Origin of the sequence: Leeuwenhoekiella sp. MAR_2009_132, from assembly GCF_000687915.1 — a bacterium.
In the GTDB taxonomy this organism is placed as follows: Bacteria; Bacteroidota; Bacteroidia; order Flavobacteriales; family Flavobacteriaceae; genus Leeuwenhoekiella.
Genome location: NZ_JHZY01000004.1, coordinates 1,806,779 through 1,825,277, shown reverse-complemented (window position 1 = coordinate 1,825,277; position 18,499 = coordinate 1,806,779). Strand labels below are relative to the sequence as shown.

The window sequence follows — 18,499 nt, the reverse complement described above, 5'->3', positions numbered from 1 at the left end:
TATTGTGATTTTTATTAACATATAATTGTAAATATTGACATTTAAATGATTATTTCAAATTTCACTCAGTTTAGTATACTTAGAACAATTACTTCTTAAATTTGTACCTCAAATAAATTACGATGTATAGAACGCATAACAATGGAGCTTTGCGCGCCGAACATATAAATGAAACCGTAACACTTTGCGGTTGGGTACAAAAATCACGAGATAAAGGATTTATGATCTGGGTTGATTTACGAGATCGTTATGGTATCACCCAGCTTATTTTTGATGAAGAGCGCACGCCTAAAGATGTTATGGATCTTGCAAAAACATTAGGTCGTGAGTTTGTTATTCAAGTGACCGGTTCTGTAATCGAGCGCGAATCTAAAAACTCAAAAATGCTCACGGGGGATGTAGAACTTCTGGTAGAAAAACTTGAAGTTTTAAACGAGGCAAAAACACCTCCTTTTACTATTGAAGACAGCACAGATGGGGGTGAGGATTTACGTATGAAATACCGCTATCTCGACATACGTCGTAATCCAGTGAAAGAGAAATTAATATTTAGACATAAAGTAAGCATAGCCGTTCGTAATTATCTTTCAGATAAAGGATTTATAGAGGTTGAAACGCCGTATCTCATTAAATCTACACCAGAAGGCGCCCGCGATTTTGTGGTACCCAGCCGTATGAACGAAGGTCAATTTTACGCACTTCCGCAATCGCCACAAACTTTTAAGCAATTGCTTATGGTAGGCGGTATGGATAAGTATTTTCAAATTGTAAAATGCTTTAGAGACGAAGATTTACGTGCAGACCGCCAACCCGAATTTACGCAGATTGACTGCGAAATGGCATTTGTTGAGCAGGAGGATATTTTGAATATTTTTGAAGGATTAACTAAACACTTGCTGAAAGAAGTCGTTGGTTTTGAGATCGAAAACTTCCCAAGAATGACTTATGACGAGGCGATGTCTAAATACGGTAACGATAAACCAGACATTCGTTTTGGGATGGAGTTTGGCGAATTGAATGCTGTAACTCAACACAAAGAATTTAAAGTGTTTAACGAGGCTGAGCTTGTTGTAGGTATTGCTGTTCCCGGTGGCGGAAGTTATACCCGTAAAGAAATAGATGCATTAATCGACTGGGTGAAGCGACCACAGGTAGGCGCTTTAGGCATGGTTTACGTAAAATGTAATGATGACGGAAGCTTTAAATCTTCCGTAGATAAATTTTACGATCAGGAAGATTTGGCAAAATGGGCAGAAGCTACAGACGCAAAACCTGGCGATTTGATTTGTGTACTTTCCGGCGAAAGCCTAAAAACCCGCACGCAATTGAGCGCCTTGCGTATGGAACTTGCAAACCGCATGGGCTTGCGTAAACCTGACGAATTTGCACCGCTTTGGGTAGTAGATTTCCCATTATTAGAATGGGATGAAGATACGCAGCGTTATCACGCGATGCACCACCCATTTACATCGCCTAAACCGGGCCAAATGGAATTACTGGACACCAACCCCGGCGACGTTAAAGCAAACGCTTATGACCTTGTTTTAAACGGAAACGAAATAGGTGGAGGTTCGATACGTATTCATGATAAAGAAACCCAGTCTAAGATGTTTGACTACCTTGGGTTTACTAAAGAAGAAGCTCAGGCACAATTTGGCTTTCTTATGGATGCATTTCAGTACGGTGCACCTCCACACGGCGGTCTTGCCTTTGGCCTAGACCGTTTGGTAGCGATTCTTGGTGGTCAGGAAACCATACGCGATTTTATTGCATTTCCTAAAAACAACGCGGGCCGCGATGTAATGATAGATGCTCCTGCAAAAATTGACGATGCTCAATTAAAAGAATTGAATTTAAAGGTTACTTTATAAACCTCAATAGCTTTAAACACAAGAGGGATGCTCGTTTGAGCATCCCTCTTGTGTTTTGTATACTACCTAAAAGGTGAACATAAAAAAACCCGGACGCTTGTCCGGGTTTTTTATTGGCAAATTAAAATAAATATTATTTAGTCCAACCACTACTCCACGTAGTATAATCGGTACCTGTACCATCACCGTCACCAGAAATGAAATCAGCAATCGTGAATTCAAAAGCTGTGTCATTTTTCATTTTAGTTGTAACATTTGTAAATAAAACATCATTTACTTGAAGTTTATCATCTACAACACCTTGTCCTGTAGGACTATTTCCCATATCACCATCTAAATCAAAACCTTCTTCAAAGCCTGTGATTGAAACGTTAGTGAAAATTCCCTGAGTACCTGCACGCAAACGTACAGCTTCAGTATCTGGTGTATTTCCCTGACCTACAATTGTTAAGTTTCTTACGTTAGGAGCAGAAAAATAAACAGGGTTTGAGTTATTCCCTATATCTGTATTGTATCCATCAGCCTCAATACCTTTATCGTGTGCAGCGCCGTGCTGAATATAAACATTGTTCAATGTCCCTGAAAAACCTTCAGTCCAGTCAACAGAATCATCTTCTGCATCAATTACAGAAATAAAACTAACATTAACAGTTCCTCCAAAAAACTCAACACCATCATCTTTTCCTTTATAAGCCTGAATGTGATCGACTACCGTACCATTTCCAACCCCATAAAATGAAAAACCGTTATTTTCAGACTGACCGTCAGCTGCTCCTCCAGAATATTCTACACGCACATACTTAATTACACCAGAATAATCTGAAGCATCACCACCACCGTAAGGCAACGCACCAATCTCTGATGTTGAAGTTGCTGAACCACTGGTAGAGTTAATAGGTGCCTTACCTAAAATAATTAAACCACCCCAATCACCTGCCGCTGGTGAAGCAGCCGCTGAAGTAAATATTATAGGATTTGTAGCTGTCCCCTGAGCATCAATTTCTGCACCCTGAGATATAGCCACATATGCATTTGCACCATTTGCTGCTTTAATTACAGTACCGGCTGGTATAGTTAATTTTGTATTAGGAGCCATAACCAGAGCATCAGTCAAACTATATTCTTGACCAGCCTGAAGTGTAAGATCACTTGTATAAGTTCCTTTTAACTCAGTTCCTACAACTGGACTACCATTACCGTTTCCGTCTACATTGATAACGATATCTGCTGTATCATCTGCTTCACAACCCGCGAAAAGAATCGCCGCCGCAAGCAAGCTTGAAAATAAATAATTAGTTTTCATTTTGTTTAAGTGTTAAGTTTAATTTTTTTGGTTATTATTTTTTAGAATGAATATTTTACAGAAAGGCTCATATCTATACCTCTTTTATAATTTGAGATAATAATATCTCCAGCAGACTCTGCTCTAAAATATTGAATATTAGGATCTAGTAAGTTTTTAGCACTAAGATTAATCTCCCAGTCACGACCCAATTCATTACGCAATACAAAATCAAGATTATGCACTCCTTTCTCAACGATATTGCCCAATTGCCCAGCTCCAAGTGCCTCTATACGATCATCAAAATAAGAGTAGATAATATTGGCTACGGGTTTGTAATTTTTAAAACGTGTAGGGCTGTAACTTAAATCAGCATTAATCAAAAATGGCGATGCACCCTGTAGTTCATCTGTACGATCAAGAGTAGATGAGAACAGTCCGTCTGAGCTTTTAAGTTTTTGTTCTGTTTTCATCACAGTCGCATTTAGCCCAGCAGAAAGAGTAGATTGATCATCCTCATCCATTAATAGGTTCTTGCGCAGCTCAAGCTCTAATCCATATACATTTGCCTTATCGCCTGTTCTAAAATAACGTTGAGTACCTGTAGCATCATTTGCGATTACCTTGTTTATAGGATCATTGATTTCTTTACCAAAAGCAGATACAGAAAGTAACTCACCCTTACCATAAAACCACTCGTATTTTAAATCAAGATTGTATATGTTTGAAACCGCAGGATCATTTAATAGGTCAGGATTACCTCCTACTCGCTGAGTTACATCTTCATATACAAACGGCGCAACCTCTTTAAATTCTGGAAAAGAAATTGTTTTTGAAAATGAAAAACGAAGATTAGAATCATCATTCAAACCGTACTTCACGTTTAAACTTGGCAAGTAAAAATTGTCATAACCGCTTGCTTCACCAACTCCACTATTACCTAAGTTAATTACATCATAAGCGATAGATTGTCTAAATGATTCGACACGTATACCAGGCACAAATAACCAGTCACCTGTTGTTATCTCAGCGTTCACGTAACCTGCATGAATATCTAGTTTACCATTATAAGTATTTTCTAAATTACCTGGTAAGTTTCTATTAGTAAGTCCGATTTCAGGAGCAAGAGGTCTAAACACGTAGGTATCGTAAACCGTTGATAAATTATTAAGATTAAATACCGCATCCAGGTTGTTGATATCGGTCACCTCGGTACGTGGCTGATTTAAATCATAACCGTATCTCGTATTGTCAAAATCACGAGTTTTAGTTCTACCGTTATATCCAAAATTAAATTTTACAGATTCTGATGCCGTGTATTCAAGATTTAAACGACTATTTAATTCCTCGTCCTCGATATTCTGAAAATAACGCTGGTTGTCAAAATTTGTATTATTGTAAAAAGAAGGATTTGTAGTTGGATCATTATCTAAAGCGTTTTGATAATTCTCAAGTGTAAATCGCTTACGATCTGGCTGTCTTGCAAATACTCGATTGTATCCTACACCCCAGCTAAGTTCAAATTTATCATTGATTTGATGATCTCCAGAAAGCTGATTTACAAAAATCATATCCTGGCTAAAAAGAATATTCCGTACAAAAAACCCTTCATCTGTATTGATGATTGCATCTCTGTTTGTACCAGTCCCATCAATACCATAATCTCCTACTTCATCTGACGAACTGTTTAGGAATAAGGAATTATATGAAATGTGGTGTTTGCTATTAATGCGATAAATTAAGTTTGCCATCGCTGTTGTTGTTGTAGAGTATTCAAATTCTTCAACATCATCAAAACGCTGTTTATATTCACTGGTAAAGTCTGCTTGTGAACCTCTTCTATATTCAAAGTCATTTGAAAAAGATGCAGTTGCAAAAACACTTAAACGCGTATCATTTTTAAAATTAAAAGAGGTGCCACCAGAAATACTCCCGTTTAAATTTATAGGCTGACCACCATCAACAGGATCTACAGGTTGAGAAAGAACTACTGCGAAAGGATTATTGTCATATCGGTTATAAAAACCGAAATAACCAGTACCCTCACTACGCACGAAATCTTTACCTAATGCGCGGGAATTAACTCCTGTGCCTAGTGAAATGTCTAAAAAACCCTGACCTTTATAGTCCTTAGCAATTACATCTACATTTGATGCAGCAAAATCTCCGTAAAATTTAGTAGAGTACGCTTTACTAACGGCAACATTTTGAATAATGTCTGAAGGAAACAGATCAAGATTAATATTCTTGCGTTCAATATTATTTGAAGGAAGTGACAAACCGTTGTAGGTTGTGTTTAAGTAGCGGTCACCCAGACCACGCACATAAACATTACCTGAGCCTCCAGATTGTTTAGAAACCCCAGAAATCTTAGCGATTGCTGCTGCTGCATCACTAACACCTTTACGAGCTAACTCATCTGCACCAATACTTTGTTGAATTGAAGTGGCATTTTTTTGTTCTAAAAGCAGTGCTACCTCAGATTCTCTTGAAACAGTTGTCGTAATTACCACCTCATCTAATGCTGCTGCGGTAGCACCAAGACCTGTATTAATTGTAGTTACTTTACCTGCCTCTACAATGACATTAGGTATTTCTACAGTCTCATAACCTACAAAACTAAATACTACGGTATAAGAACCAGCTTCTACATTTGCAATCTCGTATAAACCATCAAAGTCTGTAGTCGTACCTTTAGTTGTTCCTTTAATTTGAACTGTTGCAAACGGCAAAGGCTCATTGTTAACTTCTTTATCACTCAACACTCCTACTATACTTCCGCTACCTTGTGCAAAAGCACCTGCGGTCATTATAAGTCCTAGTAAAAACAGATAGAATTGTCTCATTGTTCGATTTTATTTATCGCTGCAAAGATGTTGCTAAAGAACCGCTAGTGGGTTAATGCATTGTTATCAATTCGTAAGCTAGGGGTTACATCATGGTTACCTTAACGTTAAGAGATCTGCGAAAACGCTATAAATCAATTAACCAAAAATTTTACAAAAAATGTATCTTGCTCAAAATTGAAAATTATGATGAACTGGGAGCAATTACTGTCTCTAAAACGTCAGGGCGACACTGCAAAACGCTTAAGAATAGAACAAGACGACACCCGCCTGGGTTTTGAAGTTGATTACGACCGCATCATATTTTCGGCACCTTTTAGAAGCTTACAGGATAAAACGCAAGTAATCCCGCTTTCTAAAACAGATTTTGTACACACACGACTTACTCACAGTATGGAAGTTTCTGTGGTAGGACGTTCCCTGGGTAGAATGGTAGGGAAACGTATTATCGAAAAATACCCGCACTTAGAGCAAATTCACGGGTATCAATTTAATGACTTTGGGGCTATCGTAGCAGCAGCGGCATTAGCGCACGATATTGGGAATCCGCCTTTTGGGCATTCTGGAGAAAAAGCAATTGGCGAATTTTTCAAAACCGGATACGGTGCTCGTTATAAAGACAACCTTACGGCAAAAGAATACCAGGATCTCATCAAGTTTGAAGGTAATGCTAACGGCTTTAAAGTACTTTCACAAAGTAAGCCGGGTGCTCCCGGAGGTTTACGTCTCTCGTACGCGACATTAGGAGCATTTACTAAATACCCAAAAGAATCGCTACCTCATAAACCTACAGACCATATTTCAGATAAAAAATATGGCTTCTTTCAATCTGAAAAAGAACTCTTTGATGATGTTGCGGTAGAATTGGGCTTAATTAACCGCAGTGCTGAGCATCTAAGCTGGTCACGTCATCCACTAGCGTTTTTAGTGGAAGCTGCAGACGATATTTGTTATACCATCATTGACTTTGAAGACGGTATTAATCTAGGTTTAATACCTGAAGAATATGCTTTAGAATATATGGTAAAACTGGTAGGTAACACTATAGACCGTAATAAATACAATGCATTACAAGACACTGCAGATCGTGTAAGTTATTTAAGAGCTTTAGCCATAGGCACACTCATTAACGAGAGTGTAGAAACATTTATGAAATATGAAGAAGAAATTCTGGCAGGCACCTTTAGTCATTCTCTAATAGATAAAAGTGCTTATCAGGCACAGATTACAGACATCATAAATCTTAGTATTAATCGTATTTATAACAGTCGTGAGGTGATTGAAAAAGAAATTGCCGGTTACGAGATTCTCTCAACGCTTCTTGAAGCACGTTGTAAAGCTTTAGATAATCACGATACCCATTACAACAGGCTTATTCAGAAGCTACTCGCTCCTGTAGATCAATCTGAAAAAAGTCTATACGCTAATCTTATTCAGATTTGTGCTGAAGTTTCAACAATGACAGACGGTAAGGCATTGCGCAATTACAAAAAAATAAAAGGGCTTGATGTGAAATAAGTTATTCTGCCAGGAGACTTTTAATTTTCTGTCTAATACTTTCAATATCTAAACCTATAGAAGTATAAAGTTGCGCAGTTGAACCGTGCTCTATAAACGCATCAGGTATTCCTAAAATTTCAAGGCTTCCTGTAAATTTAAAATGCGCCGCTTCTTCTGCGACAGCACTCCCAAAACCTCCGGCTTTGGCGCCATCTTCAAGTGTAACGACAGTCTTGTAAGTTTTAAAAATACGTTTGAGTGCACTTACATCTAAAGGTTTTACAAACCCAAAGAAGTAAACCGAAACAGCACCCTTAAATTCTTCAGCAAGGGCTACAGCTACATCTGTAAAATTGCCGGTTGCTAAGATTGCAAGTTTAGTACCTTGAATAAGATGTTCTGCCTTTCCTATTTCAATTTTTGTAAACGGAAGTTGCCATTCTAAAGTGTTTCCCCGACCACGTGGATACCGAATCGCGATAGGAAGTTGTAAGCCCAATTGTGCTGTATATAGTATGTTACGCAACCCGGCTTCATTCCGCGGAGCGTAAATAATTAAATCTGGAATGCAGCGCAAATAAGCTAAATCAAAAACGCCGTGATGTGTTGCCCCATCTTCGCCCACCAGACCCGCACGATCTATGCAAAAAATTACCGGAAGACGTTGTAATGCCACATCGTGAATAACCTGATCATAAGCACGCTGTAAAAAGGTAGAGTAAATAGCACAAAAAGGAATCAATCCTTCTGCCGCAATACCTGCGGCCAGAGTTACAGCATGCTGTTCTGCTATACCTACGTCAAATGCCCGTTCCGGAAAACGCCGCATCATATACTTTAACGAACTTCCTGTAGGCATTGCGGGGGTTATACCTACAATTTTCTCATTTTTTTCCGCAAGCTCAACTAACGTAAGCCCGAAGACATCTTGATATTTTGGCGGTTGTACATCCTTGCTTTTAGGATTTAACTCTCCCGTAATTGCGTTGAATTTTCCGGGAGCGTGGTAAACTACCTGATCGTCTTCGGCTTGTTTAAGTCCTTTACCTTTTGTGGTAATTACGTGCAGAAACTTTGGCCCTTTAATTTTCTTTAGCGTTTTAAAAATCTCTAATAGCTTCTCAATATCATGACCATCTACAGGTCCAAAATAATTAAAATTTAATGCTTCAAAAATATTATCCTGCCCCTGACTTCCGGTTTTTACGCTCGTAAGGTAGTTTTTTAATGCGCCTACACTGGGGTCTATACCTATTGCATTGTCATTAAGGATAACAAGTATATTTGCATCGCTGTCTCCCGCATGGTTAAGCGCTTCAAACGCCATCCCACTAGCTACAGATGCATCACCTATAACCGCAATATGGTGTCTGGTTGTATTATTTTGAATTTTTGCAGCTAATGCCATTCCTAAAGCTGCAGATATTGATGTGCTTGAATGTCCCGTTCCAAACGTATCATAAATACTTTCGTCTCGTTTAGGAAAACCACTAATACCTTTATATTGTCTGTTAGTTTCAAAAAGTGATCTTCTCCCGGTTAAAATTTTATGCCCATAAGCCTGGTGCCCCACATCCCAAATCAATTTATCATCAGGAGTATTAAAGGCATAATGCAATGCCAGAGTAAGTTCTACTACCCCCAGACTTGCTCCTAAATGACCTTCTTTTGTTGCAACGATATTTATAATAAAACGCCGCAACTCTGCTGCAACTTCAGCCAAATCTTTAACCGGTAATTTGCGTAAATCTGCCGGATCGTCAAGAGTTTCTAAAACACGATACTTCATAAAACAAAGGTAGCCGATGTTCAATAAATAACTAGTTTCCTCTATAAAAATGATATGAACGCATTTTTCTAGAAAAGTCATGAAGTTTCTTAAATACAGAAAGCGCTATTATATCTGTAAGCCTCTTTATTTTTAACCGTACTTAATGGTTAAAACTTTTTATCTTACTTCCTCAAATACGTTACAATGGCACTTATAGAACCTTTTGATGATTACTACTTTATGAAAAAAGCAATACAGGAAGCAGAGACCGCTTTTGAGCTTGGTGAGATTCCTGTAGGTGCGGTAATCACAGTTAACAATACAATAATTGCCAGAGCACACAATCTTACAGAACGCCTAAACGATGTTACAGCACACGCTGAAATGCAGGCAATAACTGCAGCAGCAAATTATCTGGGCGGTAAATACCTTAAAGATTGTACGCTTTATGTGACGCTTGAACCTTGCCAAATGTGTGCAGGAGCATTATACTGGAGTCAGTTATCACGTATTGTATTTGCAGCTTCTGATGAAATGAGAGGTTTTAAAAAAATGGGCACCCAGATACATCCTAAAACTACGGTAAGCAGTGGGGTGATGCAAAATGAGGCAGCAGCACTTCTAAAGCGCTTTTTTATCGAAAAACGAAATCTTAATTAGTTTACTTTTAGAGAATGACTACTAAAAATACAATAGCAGAGCGGGTAGCAGATTTTTTAAAACGGTATCCGCCGTTTCAGTTTTTGGAGGCCGAAAGTTTACTTACCATAGCTGGTCAGGTAAGCGTGCTGTATTTTGAAAAAAATAAATCTATATTTAAAGAGCACGAGAAAAACCACGGAATGTTTTATGTGGTTAAAGATGGTGCGGTACGCCTGTATAGAACACAGGACAATGAGCCTAAAATCGTTGATATTTGCGACGAGGGTGACCTTTTTGGCCTAAGGCCATTAATCACTAAAGAAGATTATGAGCTTTCTGCATCTGCAAATGAAGAGTCAATTCTGTATGGTATTCCTATAGATTTATTTTTACCCATAGCATTAGAGCATAAAGATGTAAGCAATTTTTTAATCGCTTCGTTTGCTTCAAATGTGAGCGACCCCTATTCTTTAGAAGAAAGCGGAAAGCTTTTTACTGAGTATTCTGTTGAGCGCAATAGTGAGATTTTTGATCTTCAGAAAGCCCGCTATTCAAAAAATATTTTGACCTGTCCACCTGAAACAACCATTAAAATTGCTGCTTTAAAAATGGAACATCGCGGTGTAGGTTCTATAGTTGTTGTTGAAGATGACAAACCTTTAGGTATTATAACTAATCGCGATTTGAGAGATAAGATTGCTACCGGTAAATTTCCTATTTCAGATGAGGTCACTTCGATTATGAGCGCTCCTGTACGCTGTTTTCAAAAAGATCTTAGCGTATCGCAGGCACAGCTTATTATGCTTAGAAATGACATAAACCATTTGTGTATTACCGAAGATGGCACTCCAGATACTAAACTTCTGGGGTTGTTATCTGAGCACGATGTAGTCGTCTCTTTTGCTAACAATCCTGTTGTTTTACTTAAAGAAGTAAAACTTGCAAAACGTACTAAGAGATTGCGCGAAGTACGCCTGCGAGTAGCACAACTCCTCAAAAAATACCTGGATCAAAATCTTCCGTTATCGCAAATTCTTAATATTTTAAATGAGATTAATTACGCTATAGCGGTACGTGCAATCGAACTTGCACTTGCAAAAATGGAAACGCCACCGCCATGTAAGTTTGCGTGGTTGGCTTTAGGTAGTCAGGGGCGAAAAGAACAGCTTTTATATACAGATCAAGACAACGCAATAGTGTTTGACGATGTTCCTAAAGAAGATTATGAGCAAACACAGGCCTATTTTATTCAATTAGCACGACACATTACCAGAGCAATGCACAAAGTGGGATACGCTTATTGTCCCGCAGATATGATGGCAAGTAACCCACGGTGGTGCCAGTCGCTATCAGAGTGGCAAAAACAATTTAACATATGGATTTTAGAGCCATCACCAGAAAGTCAATTACTTTCTGCAATATTCTTTGATTACAGTTATGTTTATGGCGACACATTACTAGTCACTAAACTTTCAGACAGTATTTTACAAACACTAGATCGCAATACAAATTTTTATAGGGTAATGGCAAAAGACGCCATAAGAAGTCCGTCACCACTCGGTTTTTTTAGACAATTTCTGGTTGAAGAAAGTGGAGATCATAAAGATTTCTTTGATATTAAAGCACGAGCGCTTATGCCCTTAATAGATGCAGCACGCGTTTTAAGTTTACAGCATAAACTGCGGAATATTAACAACACTGCAGGACGTTTTGAACGTCTTGCCGAAGTTGAAGATAATAATAAAGAGATATACGAAAACTGTTCGTATGCCTTTAAAGCACTGTTGAAATTTAGAACCAGACAAGGTATTTTACACGATGACTCCGGAAGGTTTATAGAACTTGCAACCTTAAGCAAAGCCGAAAAACTAAAGCTGAAACGTTGCTTTAAATCTATACATGACATTCAAGAATTACTCACCATACGCTACCAACTCAAATAAACTATGCGTATTCCCTTTTTCGACAAAAAACCAGACCCGCCAGAATTCTATAAAACCTATGCCAAAGCGTTTTCAGAAGCTACCCCTTCTACTATTGAAGATACCCGCTTTGTAGTTTTTGATACTGAAACAACCGGAATAAATGCACGTAAAGACAGGATGCTAAGCCTGGGAGCTTTAGAAATAAAAAGTAATCAGATTCAACTAACTAAAAGTCTTGAGGTGTACGTATCACAAGAGATATTTAATGAAGAAGCGGTTGCCATTCACGGGATTCTACGTCAACATAGAAATCAGATTAAAATTTCTGAAGAAGAGACCGTAAAATTATTTTTAGAATTTATAGGCAACGCTGTATTAGTAGGCCATCACGTAGGTTTTGACATCGCTATAATAAATTATGCTCTAAAACGATTAGGAGCCCCTAAGCTTAAAAATAGGTTTACAGATACCGGCATACTTTTTAAACGAAGCGTACACCTTGTAAACATTACAAACCCTGATAAAGTTTATAGTTTGGATGAACTCTGCGAAGAACTCAATATTTCTAAAAATGACCGTCATAAAGCTATGGGAGATGCGTTTATTACCGCTTTAGCTTTTCTTAAAATCCAGAACAGACTTAGGGCATCTAAGAAAATTACGTTGAAAGATATTTTAATTTAAATTATTGTGTTGTAAATGAATAGAACTTAACCCATTTAAATTTTCAAAATTAGGCACATACACCTCACGCATTAATTTTTCTACTTTATTAATATAGGGCAACTTATTTTGTGCAATTAATTCGTGTAAATGGCTTTCAAAAGCAGAATATAATAATGTAAGCAGTCGGTTTTTTATAAGCGTACTTTGATATTGTGTTGTAAACTTCTTGCAGGTAGATAAAAATAACTGCGGGTGTTTAATAAGCGTATCTACAACGATGTAGAAATATTTAATGACGTTGACATCGTGATGCTCCTGAACGATTTGTGTGTTTAAATTTGGTGTGTCACCTTGAAATATCCAGAGGTTTTTGACAATAAAATCGGTTTTACTACTAGGACTGCAATAATAGATATCCAGTCCTAAGGCCGTACTTATGAGGAACACATTTTGTCCTAAAGAATCTATAAGAAACCTATTAAATGATTTTTCTGCTGCAGGCGAAAGCACCATTGTGCGTTTAAAACCAGAGTTTCTAAAACGCACACAATGCAAATCATTTAAAATTGTACGATTGTCTAACATATCATAGCAATTGCTCTATTTGATCAAGGCCTTGCATTTTTGCGTGATCTTTTGCGGTTAAACCTTTAGAATCTTTAATTGAAGGATCTGCTCCATTTGCAATTAGCATTTCTACTAATTCTTTTTGATTGAATGTTGCCGCATAAATTAAGGCGGTTCCTCCATTTGAATTTTGGGCATTTACATCTGCTCCATTATCTATAAGAATCTTAGCGATTTTAGGATAGCCCTTAAAACAAATACCCATAAGTGCTGTATTCCCAGAAGCATCCTTTGCATTTAAATCGGCATTGTGTGCTACAAGTACTTCAGTAACTTTTTCAAATCCGTAGTAGGTTGCAAGTACTAAAGCCGTTGAACCTCGCTGATCTGTTGCAGCAATTAATTCAGGATTGTTCTCTAAAAGTTCCTGCACTTTTTGATCGTTTCCTAATCGTATGGTATCAAATAATAACTCTGAGTTCATAATGTTAAAATAATGTATTTATTATAAAAAATAGCCTTAACCGGGTTTTTAAGTTCTTATTTGCCTATCCTTCAATTTAATACTCCTCTATTTCCATAATTTCTAAAGTAGCATATTATTGTTACCGATGTAAATAGTACATAAAGTCAAAGCCTATAAGATAGTCACATTTACGACATAAACTCGCATCTTAGTAATTTCAAATGAGAAGCTTCCTTCGACCTAAATATATCTGAATTGGAGTAAAAAATTGTTCAGAATAATCAAAATTTTATTCAAATATATCTATTGAATACAGGTAAAACTGTTAGAAAATATGTAAATAATTAAAATCGAAATAATAATCTTTCCTAAATACTCAATTCTTAAAAACTTAAGGGAGTTTTAAATCTTGTCAAAGCGATGTTAAACCTTACTTCACATCGCAAGGAACTTTTAACTTTAGATCAAATTTATAATTATGAGTAACTCATTTGAAGCCTGGTTAGAAAAAGATTCGTTCACTTCTAATGTAAGTCGTGGCCTTATCTCCGGATTGTTAGGAGGTATTGCAGGGACTGTAGTTAAGAGTGCCATAGAAAAAGTACTACCAGTTAGAAAACCAAACACACGCTCTGCGCAGTTGAAAATGGTTGATGATTTGTCTGTAAAAATTACCGGAGATCGCATTAGTACCACAAATCACGAGCTTGCAGAACAACTGGTCAACATACCTTTTGGAGCAAGTTTAGGCGCAACCTATGGTTATGCAAAACGCGATAAAATGGAGACTAATATTTTTGAAGGAGTCGCCTACGGTGCTACAACGTGGATAGGAACACACGAAACTTCGTTACCGCTTTTGGGTTTAAAAGAAAGCCCAAAAGATATCCCATTAAATATTCAAATTAATGAGCTAATTGCTCACGTAGCATTTGGAATCACAACAGAAGTAGTACGCGGTCTCATTGCCCGAAAATTGCGTGATTAAAAAATTGCAAAATGCACATTATAAGCTAAAAAATCATTCTAAATTGCTGAATGTTTAGATTCCAGCAGCATTACAATTCTTCAATAGCCTTTGCAAAAAGTACAGACTTTGCAAAGGCTATTTTAGTGACCATCGGTGTGGTAACGCCTATTTTAGTAGGTTATTACCTTGATTATTTAGGTCTGGGAATTGCCATAGGAACTGGTGTTCTTTTAAGCTCCCCAAGTTCGGTAAGTGGTAGCTTAAAGAATAAACGTATAGGAATTCTACTCTCTTCATTAATTGCAACGCTGGTTAGTTTTATTGGCGCCTACATTCCAGATATTTATTGGATACAATTGCCTTACTTAGGTATAATGACATTTGCACTGGCTTTTATTGCAGTGTATGGTTTTAGAGCCTCTCTCGTAGGGTTTTCGGGATTATTTGCCCTTGTTTTAAGTTTTGCAAACTTATCATCATCAGGAATGCCTCCTTATGAACGCTCCCTCCTTATAGGGCTGGGTGGTATTCTCTATCTACTATTAACCCTGCTTTATGATGTACTAGCTCCAAAAAAACAAACCGAAGAATTACTGGAAACTGCTATTGAGTTAAGCTCACGATATATTGAAGCTCGTGGTCAATTTTTACGCCAAAGCATAGATCGTGATACCGGCTTAAAAAAACTTTTTACTGTACAAAGTGATTTTAATGACCATCTCGAGAAACTCAGGGAAATCTTATTAGATAGCAGACATGCTTCAGGAACTTCAAGCTATTATCGAAAGCGATTTTTAGTATTGGGAGAGCTTGTAGATCTATTAGAATTATCCCTGACGAGCCCTATTCCGCCTGCGAGAATGCACGAAATTCTTAAGAAATATCCTCAGCAGTTATATGCATTTGTAAACCTAAATAAAGCACAAACAGAAACCTTACGAAAGATTGCTCATACCGATCTCAAAAAAAATAAAGTAGACTTAAATGCACTTAGAGCTGCTTTAAAAGAAACTAAAAATAAAATCGATAACTACAAAGCCCCTACTGCCTCTACCGAAGATGATATAATACTACATAACCTGTATGAGCTTCAGGAAAATCAAACTCAACGCATCATAAACATTGCGCAAATATTAGATCGTAATAAAATAATAAAAAACACAAATTCAGCAAATTTAAACGACCTCGAAGGTTTTGTCACTAAACAGGATTATAGTTTTCAAATTCTGCTTGACAATCTAAATAAGGACTCCCCTATTTTTAAGCATGCATTGCGTATTGCTTTTATTGCAGTCTTAGGATTTGGTCTGGGTAACTTTTTTGAAGTTCAAAACCCCTACTGGATTTTGCTTACTATAATTGTAATAATGCGTCCCAGCTACGGCCTTACAAAAGAGCGATCAAAAAACAGAATTATAGGCACTTTACTTGGGGCAGCGTTGGCGACAGGCATAGTATATGTATTTAGAGATAATACACTTTTTAGAATACTTGCTGTACTTAGTTTTATAATGGCTCACGCATCGCTACAAAAAAATTACCGTACCGGGGCATTCTTTATTACGCTAAGTATCATTTTTGCTTACGCGTTATTGCGACCAGATATCCTGGCAGTTATACAATTCCGTGTGCTTGATACCAGCCTGGGAGCAGCGCTTACAGCGCTGGCCAGTGCCTTTTTATGGCCAACCCGAGAAGCAAAAAGCCTCAAATTTAATTTAGCCGAAAGCCTAAGGACAAACCGTAATTATCTGCAAGTAATATCATCACATTATGAGACTAAAAAACAAATTGAAACACATTACAAACTAGCTCGCAAAAAAGCTTTTTTAGCAACAGCTACAGTAAATGCTGCCATACAGCGCCTACTACAAGAACCTGGTGCAACAGGAAAACTCACGGGTAAACTGTATGAACTGGTTGTACTAAATCACGCTTTTTTAGGTGCACTTGCATCTATAGGTGCTTATTTACGCAATCACAACACTACCCATATAGATGATGTGTTTAGTAAATATAAAAATCCTATTTTTCAAAATTTAGATACTGCAATTGCAGTTCTAGAAAACAAATCTACTACTGGTACACTACCAGATACCTCTAAAGAACTAGAAGTACCTGTACCTTCAATTTATATAAATAAAGAACTTCACGAAGCGCATATTCTTACAGAACAGCTAAAATGGCTCAAAAAATTAAGTGAAGACTTTAATAAGCAGCTTAAAGCGCTACATACATAAAAATGTAAGCGATTTGATATAAACTGGAGAATTATAAACTCTTTAAAATTGTAGTCGCTTTCAAAAGCGTTTCGTCTGACTTTGCAAAACAAAAACGAAGGAGTTGACCGTCCTGTTGATTTACATTAAATACAGAAACTGGAATACTGGCAATTCCCTTCTCTTTTGTAAGCCTTTCGGCGAAAAGTTTTGCGTTTTCCTGAGAGATTGCACTATAATCTAGCATTTGAAAATACGTCCCCATCGCAGGTTTAAAATTAAATCGAGAATCTTTAATTCCATCAAGAAATAAATCTCTCTTACGCTCGTAGAAACCTGAAAGATTCAAATAATTGTCAGGATTTTTAAGATACGCTGCAATTGCTTTTTGCATAGGGTGACTTACGCAGAAAACTGTGTTCTGATGAACTTTCTGAAATTCGCGCATCAAATTCTCAGGAGCAAGGCAATAGCCTATCTTCCACCCGGTAGTGTGAAAAGTTTTACCAAAAGAAGCAGTGATTAAAGAACGTGCTGCCAGACCCGGATAGGATGCAACACTCTGATGTTTTTTCTCGTCAAAAACAATATGCTCATAAACTTCATCGCTTAAAACTAAAATGGAAGTACCTTCCAGGATTTCCTGTAGACGTTTGAGATCACTTTCAGAATACACCATTCCGCTTGGGTTATGTGGATTGTTGATAATAATCATTCGTGTTTTTGAAGTAATACTAGCCGCTACCTCATCCCAATCTACTTGATCATAAGGAGCTTTTAATTGTACTGTTACCGGCTTGCCTCCTTGTAATTGTATTGTAGGCTCATACGTATCGTATGCAGGTTTGAGTACAATTACTTCGTCACCGGGATGCACAAATGCCGTGATGGCCGCAAATAAAGCTTCAGAAGCACCTACAGTAATAGTCACTTCAGTTTGCGGATTGTATGATTTACCCCTCAACGTTTCAATCATTTCTGAAACTCTTTCGCGTAAGCCTAAATCTCCCGCAAGTGGCGCATATTGATTAAAACCATCTCGCATTGCTTTTGTAACCAACTCGATAAGAACAGGATCGGTCTCAAAATCAGGAAAACCCTGTGAAAGATTGAGCGCATCATATTCTGCCGCCATTTTGCTCATAACAGCAAAAATAGAGAGGGTCGAGTTAGGTAATTTGCTTTGCATTATTCTTTTCTAAAATGTGCCGCAACAGCTTCTAACTCCTCATACCACTCGGTGCCAAATTTACGTATAAGGGCATCTTTAGTAAATTTATAAACAGGAACCTGAAGCTCTTTTCCTAAGCTGCACGCATCATCACAAATAGGCCATTTATGATAATTTACAGCCGTAAACTTAGAATACTCCTGCAAACGCACAGGATATAAATGGCATGAAATAGGTTTTCTAAAATCTACTTCGCCTGCGTTGTAGGCGTCTTCTATACCACAGGAAGCGACACCTTCTTTAGTAAACGTCACATATGCACATTCTGCACCGTTTACCAGCGGCGTTTCAAGTTCATCAAGATCTGTAGTAATATGAGTACCCTGTTGTTCTATAGCAGCAATGCCTTCGGGACGTAAAAAAGGCTTTACTTTAGGATAGATATTTTTTAAAATCTCTACCTCTTGCGGCTCTAAAGGAGCTCCCGCCTCACCGGCAATACAACACTCGCCTTTACACGATGAGAGATTACACACAAAATCTTTTTGAATGACCTCTTCTGAAACTATGGTTTTTCCTATCTGAAACATAGCTGCAAAGATA

The 18,499-nt window shown here is 37.6% G+C and carries 14 protein-coding genes; 7 read left to right on the top strand and 7 right to left on the bottom strand.

All coding sequences use genetic code 11. The features are described 5' to 3' along the window. Positions 1-122: 122 nt before the first annotated feature. Positions 123-1,871, top strand: a complete 1,749-nt coding sequence (aspS, locus tag P164_RS16265; protein WP_028377384.1) for an aspartate--tRNA ligase — start codon at positions 123-125, stop codon at positions 1,869-1,871. A gap of 133 nt (positions 1,872-2,004) precedes the next feature. Here aspS and P164_RS16260 read toward each other — a convergent pair whose 3' ends face one another. Next, positions 2,005-3,174 carry a hypothetical protein gene (locus P164_RS16260; protein WP_028377383.1) on the bottom strand — a complete coding sequence of 390 codons (1,170 nt, stop codon included), beginning with the start codon at positions 3,172-3,174 and terminating at the stop codon, positions 2,005-2,007. 41 nt (positions 3,175-3,215) lie between these two features. Further along, entirely contained in the window at positions 3,216-5,999 is a 2,784-nt protein-coding gene (locus P164_RS16255) for a TonB-dependent receptor (protein ID WP_028377382.1), read from the bottom strand. A 189-nt stretch (positions 6,000-6,188) separates the two neighbouring features. Between P164_RS16255 and dgt the strand changes: the two genes are divergently transcribed. Continuing rightward, positions 6,189-7,517: a dGTP triphosphohydrolase gene (gene dgt, locus P164_RS16250; protein WP_035900175.1), complete on the top strand. Its 1,329-nt coding sequence runs from the start codon at positions 6,189-6,191 to the stop codon at positions 7,515-7,517. A 1-nt stretch (position 7,518) separates the two neighbouring features. Here the strand turns inward: dgt and dxs are convergent, their stop codons facing one another. Beyond that, a complete protein-coding gene (dxs, locus tag P164_RS16245) occupies positions 7,519-9,288 on the bottom strand; it encodes a 1-deoxy-D-xylulose-5-phosphate synthase (RefSeq protein ID WP_028377380.1) in 1,770 nt (589 codons plus the stop codon). Between the two features lie 186 nt (positions 9,289-9,474). On the opposite strand from dxs, the gene P164_RS16240 reads away from it, so the two are divergent. The 3 genes from P164_RS16240 to P164_RS16230 are packed head-to-tail and all read left to right on the top strand — an operon-like array spanning position 9,475 to position 12,521. After that, entirely contained in the window at positions 9,475-9,930 is a 456-nt protein-coding gene (locus tag P164_RS16240) for a nucleoside deaminase (RefSeq protein WP_028377379.1), read from the top strand. Positions 9,931-9,944: 14 nt separating this feature from the next. Beyond that, complete coding sequence (locus tag P164_RS16235; protein WP_028377378.1) at positions 9,945-11,855, top strand: DUF294 nucleotidyltransferase-like domain-containing protein; 1,911 nt, start codon at positions 9,945-9,947, stop codon at positions 11,853-11,855. 3 nt (positions 11,856-11,858) lie between these two features. Then, complete coding sequence (locus tag P164_RS16230) at positions 11,859-12,521, top strand: PolC-type DNA polymerase III (RefSeq protein WP_028377377.1); 663 nt, start codon at positions 11,859-11,861, stop codon at positions 12,519-12,521. Here the strand turns inward: P164_RS16230 and P164_RS16225 are convergent. Beyond that, entirely contained in the window at positions 12,513-13,088 is a 576-nt protein-coding gene (locus P164_RS16225; RefSeq protein WP_028377376.1) for a hypothetical protein, read from the bottom strand. The genes P164_RS16230 and P164_RS16225 overlap by 9 nt on opposite strands. 1 nt (position 13,089) lies before the next feature. Further along, entirely contained in the window at positions 13,090-13,554 is a 465-nt protein-coding gene (locus P164_RS16220) for an ankyrin repeat domain-containing protein (protein WP_028377375.1), read from the bottom strand. A 460-nt stretch (positions 13,555-14,014) separates the two neighbouring features. On the opposite strand from P164_RS16220, the gene P164_RS16215 reads away from it, so the two are divergent. Together P164_RS16215 and P164_RS16210 are read left to right on the top strand one after the other, a co-directional pair. Beyond that, positions 14,015-14,524, top strand: coding sequence for a DUF1440 domain-containing protein (locus P164_RS16215; RefSeq protein ID WP_028377374.1), 510 nt, complete (start codon positions 14,015-14,017; stop codon positions 14,522-14,524). Positions 14,525-14,574: 50 nt separating this feature from the next. Next, positions 14,575-16,746: an FUSC family protein gene (locus P164_RS16210; protein WP_028377373.1), complete on the top strand. Its 2,172-nt coding sequence runs from the start codon at positions 14,575-14,577 to the stop codon at positions 16,744-16,746. A gap of 31 nt (positions 16,747-16,777) precedes the next feature. Here the strand turns inward: P164_RS16210 and P164_RS16205 are convergent, their stop codons facing one another. Beyond that, a complete protein-coding gene (locus tag P164_RS16205; protein WP_028377372.1) occupies positions 16,778-17,914 on the bottom strand; it encodes a methionine aminotransferase in 1,137 nt (378 codons plus the stop codon). Next, on the bottom strand, positions 17,914-18,486 hold the full coding sequence (locus tag P164_RS16200) for a DUF3109 family protein (RefSeq protein WP_028377371.1): 573 nt from the start codon (positions 18,484-18,486) through the stop codon (positions 17,914-17,916). Before P164_RS16200 ends, P164_RS16205 begins: the two co-directional genes overlap by 1 nt. Positions 18,487-18,499: the final 13 nt, after the last annotated feature.

Excerpts from the sequence above, each read along its gene's own strand:
- aspS (WP_028377384.1), top strand. The coding sequence starts at position 123 with ATGTATAGAACGCATAACAATGGAGCTTTGCGCGCCGAACATATAAAT.
- P164_RS16260 (WP_028377383.1), bottom strand. The coding sequence starts at position 3,174 with ATGAAAACTAATTATTTATTTTCAAGCTTGCTTGCGGCGGCGATTCTT.
- P164_RS16255 (WP_028377382.1), bottom strand. The coding sequence starts at position 5,999 with ATGAGACAATTCTATCTGTTTTTACTAGGACTTATAATGACCGCAGGT.
- dgt (WP_035900175.1), top strand. The coding sequence starts at position 6,189 with ATGAACTGGGAGCAATTACTGTCTCTAAAACGTCAGGGCGACACTGCA.
- dxs (WP_028377380.1), bottom strand. The coding sequence starts at position 9,288 with ATGAAGTATCGTGTTTTAGAAACTCTTGACGATCCGGCAGATTTACGC.
- P164_RS16240 (WP_028377379.1), top strand. The coding sequence starts at position 9,475 with ATGGCACTTATAGAACCTTTTGATGATTACTACTTTATGAAAAAAGCA.
- P164_RS16235 (WP_028377378.1), top strand. The coding sequence starts at position 9,945 with ATGACTACTAAAAATACAATAGCAGAGCGGGTAGCAGATTTTTTAAAA.
- P164_RS16230 (WP_028377377.1), top strand. The coding sequence starts at position 11,859 with ATGCGTATTCCCTTTTTCGACAAAAAACCAGACCCGCCAGAATTCTAT.
- P164_RS16225 (WP_028377376.1), bottom strand. The coding sequence starts at position 13,088 with ATGTTAGACAATCGTACAATTTTAAATGATTTGCATTGTGTGCGTTTT.
- P164_RS16220 (WP_028377375.1), bottom strand. The coding sequence starts at position 13,554 with ATGAACTCAGAGTTATTATTTGATACCATACGATTAGGAAACGATCAA.
- P164_RS16215 (WP_028377374.1), top strand. The coding sequence starts at position 14,015 with ATGAGTAACTCATTTGAAGCCTGGTTAGAAAAAGATTCGTTCACTTCT.
- P164_RS16210 (WP_028377373.1), top strand. The coding sequence starts at position 14,575 with ATGTTTAGATTCCAGCAGCATTACAATTCTTCAATAGCCTTTGCAAAA.
- P164_RS16205 (WP_028377372.1), bottom strand. The coding sequence starts at position 17,914 with ATGCAAAGCAAATTACCTAACTCGACCCTCTCTATTTTTGCTGTTATG.
- P164_RS16200 (WP_028377371.1), bottom strand. The coding sequence starts at position 18,486 with ATGTTTCAGATAGGAAAAACCATAGTTTCAGAAGAGGTCATTCAAAAA.